General features: G+C 67.5%; 3 protein-coding genes. All 3 read right to left on the bottom strand.

Features of this window, described 5'->3' with window-relative positions; all coding sequences use genetic code 11:
• Positions 1-858 carry an amino acid ABC transporter ATP-binding protein gene (locus tag H9I49_RS23295; RefSeq protein WP_188032798.1) on the bottom strand — a complete coding sequence of 286 codons (858 nt, stop codon included), beginning with the start codon at positions 856-858 and terminating at the stop codon, positions 1-3.
• On the bottom strand, positions 855-1,751 hold the full coding sequence (locus H9I49_RS23290) for an amino acid ABC transporter permease (RefSeq protein WP_370587715.1): 897 nt from the start codon (positions 1,749-1,751) through the stop codon (positions 855-857). The genes H9I49_RS23295 and H9I49_RS23290 overlap by 4 nt, the downstream gene beginning before the upstream one ends.
• A gap of 58 nt (positions 1,752-1,809) precedes the next feature.
• The coding region (locus H9I49_RS23285; protein ID WP_188032796.1) for an ABC transporter substrate-binding protein at positions 1,810-2,621 on the bottom strand (812 nt) is incomplete at its 5' end.

The raw sequence follows: 2,621 nt of genomic DNA, 5'->3' as shown, positions 1-2,621 counted from the left end.
TCAGAGCACCTTCTCGAGGAACTTCTGGGTGCGGGGTTCCTTCGGGTTGCACAGGACCTCGGCGGGGGGGCCTTGTTCGACGACGAGGCCGCCGTCCATGAACATGACGGTGTCGCCGACCTCCTTGGCGAAGCCCATCTCGTGGGTGGCCACCATCATCGTCATGCCGCGCTGGGCGAGGTCCTTCATGACGGCCAGGACCTCCCCGACGCGTTCGGGGTCCAGGGCGCTGGTCGGCTCGTCGAAGAGCATGACCTGCGGGTCCATGGCCAGGGCGCGGGCGATCGCGACGCGTTGCTGCTGCCCGCCGGACATCTGCCACGGGTAGTGCTCGCCGTGCCCGTCGAGGCCGACGCTGGCCAGCAGCGCCTCGGCCCGCTCACGGGCCTGGGCCTTGGGGGTGCCCTTGACCAGCACCGGCCCGGACATGACGTTCTCCCGGGCGGTCATGTTGGGGAAGAGGTTGAACGACTGGAACACCATCCCGATCCGGGTCCGTTGCGCGGCGAGCTCCTTGCGGGTCAGGGCCTGGTAGGTGGCGTCGTCCTCGCGGAAGCCGAGGTCCTCGCCGTTGACCCGCAGGATCCCGCGGTCGATCTCCTCGAGCCCGTCGACACAGCGCAGCAGGGTCGACTTGCCCGACCCGCTGGGCCCGATCAGGCAGACGATCTCCCCGCAGGCCACGTCCAGGTCGATCCGGTCCAGCACCACCCGGTCCCCGAAGCTCTTGCGCAGCGCGCGCGCATACACCGTCCCCACACCATCGCCCACACCAGTCGTGCTGGTCGTGCTGGTCGTGCTGCTGGTCGTGCTGGTGGTCGTGCTGGTGGTCGTGCTGTTGGTGGTCGTGTTGGTCATCGGGCTTCACCACCTAGTCTGGCGTCGAGCGGGATCTGGACCGCTCCCGCCCCGGTGGCCACGCGGGACTTGGAGCGGGAGTACTTCTTCTCGATCAGGGACTGCGGGTAGCTCAGCGCGAGGGTCATGACCATGTACCACAGGCACGCCACGATCAGCAGCGGGATGGTCTGGTAGGTCCGCGCGTAGATCAGCTGCACGCTCTGCAGCAGCTCGGCCACGCCGAGGACGCTGACCAGCGAGGTCTCCTTGAACATCCCGATCACCTGGTTGCCGACCGCGGGGATCACGGTCGGCATCGACTGCGGGATGATGATCCGCCACAGCTTGGTGCGCCCGCTCATCCCGAGCGAGTCCGCGGCCTCGAGCTGGCCCTTGTCGACCGAGGCGAACCCGCCGCGGATGATCTCGGCCAGGTACGCGGCCACGTTCAGCGAGAGCCCGACGATGGCCGCGGTGGTCGCGGACATCAACGCGTTGACATCGACCGCCTGGGAGATGCTCGTGAACGGGATCCCGATCCGGATGTTCGGGTACAGCGCGGCGATGTTGAACCAGAAGATCAGCTGGACCAGCACCGGGGTGCCGCGGAAGAAGGTGATGTAGCCGGAGGCCAGCAGCATCACCGGGCGCACCTTCGACACCCGCAGGATCGCGATGACCAGCCCCAGTATGGTCCCGAAGAACATCGTCAACGCGGTCAGCACCAGCGTCAGGACCAGGCCCTTGAGCACCGTCGGGGCGGTGAAGTACTGCGCGACCACGCCCCACTGGTAGTTCTCGTTGCTCGTCAGCGTGTACGCCACCGCGACCAGCACCAGCAGGCACAGGCCCCAGGCGAGGTACTCCAGCGTTCCCCGGCGATGCACCCGCGGTTTCTCGGTGGCCTGCACCAGCCTCACCTCCTGCGTCGGACCTCGTTGTTCCAGAGTGGTTCCCGCAGCCATGGCGCTACTTCAGCAGCTCGGAGCTCGTGATGGCGCCGGAGCCCAGGCCCCACTTCTCCAGCGTCGCCTTGTACGCCGGACCGGCCATCAACGACTGCATCGCGGCGTGCAGCGCCGGCGCGAGCGGGGAGTTCTTCGACACCCCGAGCGCGACGATGTCATCGCCCTGCTTCTTCTTGTACTGCGGCGAGAGCAGCTCGAACGCCTGCGGCTGCTGCTTCGCCGCCCAGCCCAGCTGCGAGGTGTCGGAGAAGACCCCGTCGATCCGCTTCGAGGCGAGCTGCGTCAACGCACCCTGCACGTTCGGCAGCACCACCGCGTCCACGGCGGCCGCGCCGCCGGCCTCACACGTCTTGGAGATGTCGGGCACGTACGTCTCCTGTTGCGTGCTGCCGGTCATCACCGCGATCTTCTTCCCGCACACCGACTGGTCGGCGAGGCTCAGCCCCAGCGGATTCCCCTTCGCCACGATGAGCGACGATCCGGCCGACCAGTACGTGATCATGTTCAACACCTTGAGCCGCTCCGGCGTCGGGCTCATGTTCGTGGCCGTGAAGTCGTAGCGCTTGGCCGCGATCCCCGGGATCACGCCATCCCACGTCACGTTCTTGACCTCGACCTCGAGCCCGAGCGTCTTGCCCAGCAGGTGGGCGATGTCGACGTTGTAGCCGATCGGCGTCTTGTTGTCCGTGTCCAGGAACGAGGTCGGCGGGTAGTGCAGATCCGCAGCCATCGTCAGGGTGCCCCGCGCCTTGATGTCCGCCGGCAGCAGCTTCACCGCAGCCGGGTCCGGCTGCACCTCAGGCAGCGAGCCGG

It is taken from the genome of Terrabacter sp. MAHUQ-38 (assembly GCF_014518425.1).
Taxonomy (GTDB): Bacteria; Actinomycetota; Actinomycetes; order Actinomycetales; family Dermatophilaceae; genus Terrabacter.
The sequence above is the reverse complement of the archived record's forward strand: the minus strand, read 5'-3'. Positions and strand labels throughout refer to the sequence as shown.

Bases quoted from the DNA above. Each gene is read 5' to 3' on its own strand.
- H9I49_RS23295 (WP_188032798.1), bottom strand. From the start codon at position 858: ATGACCAACACGACCACCAACAGCACGACCACCAGCACGACCACCAGC.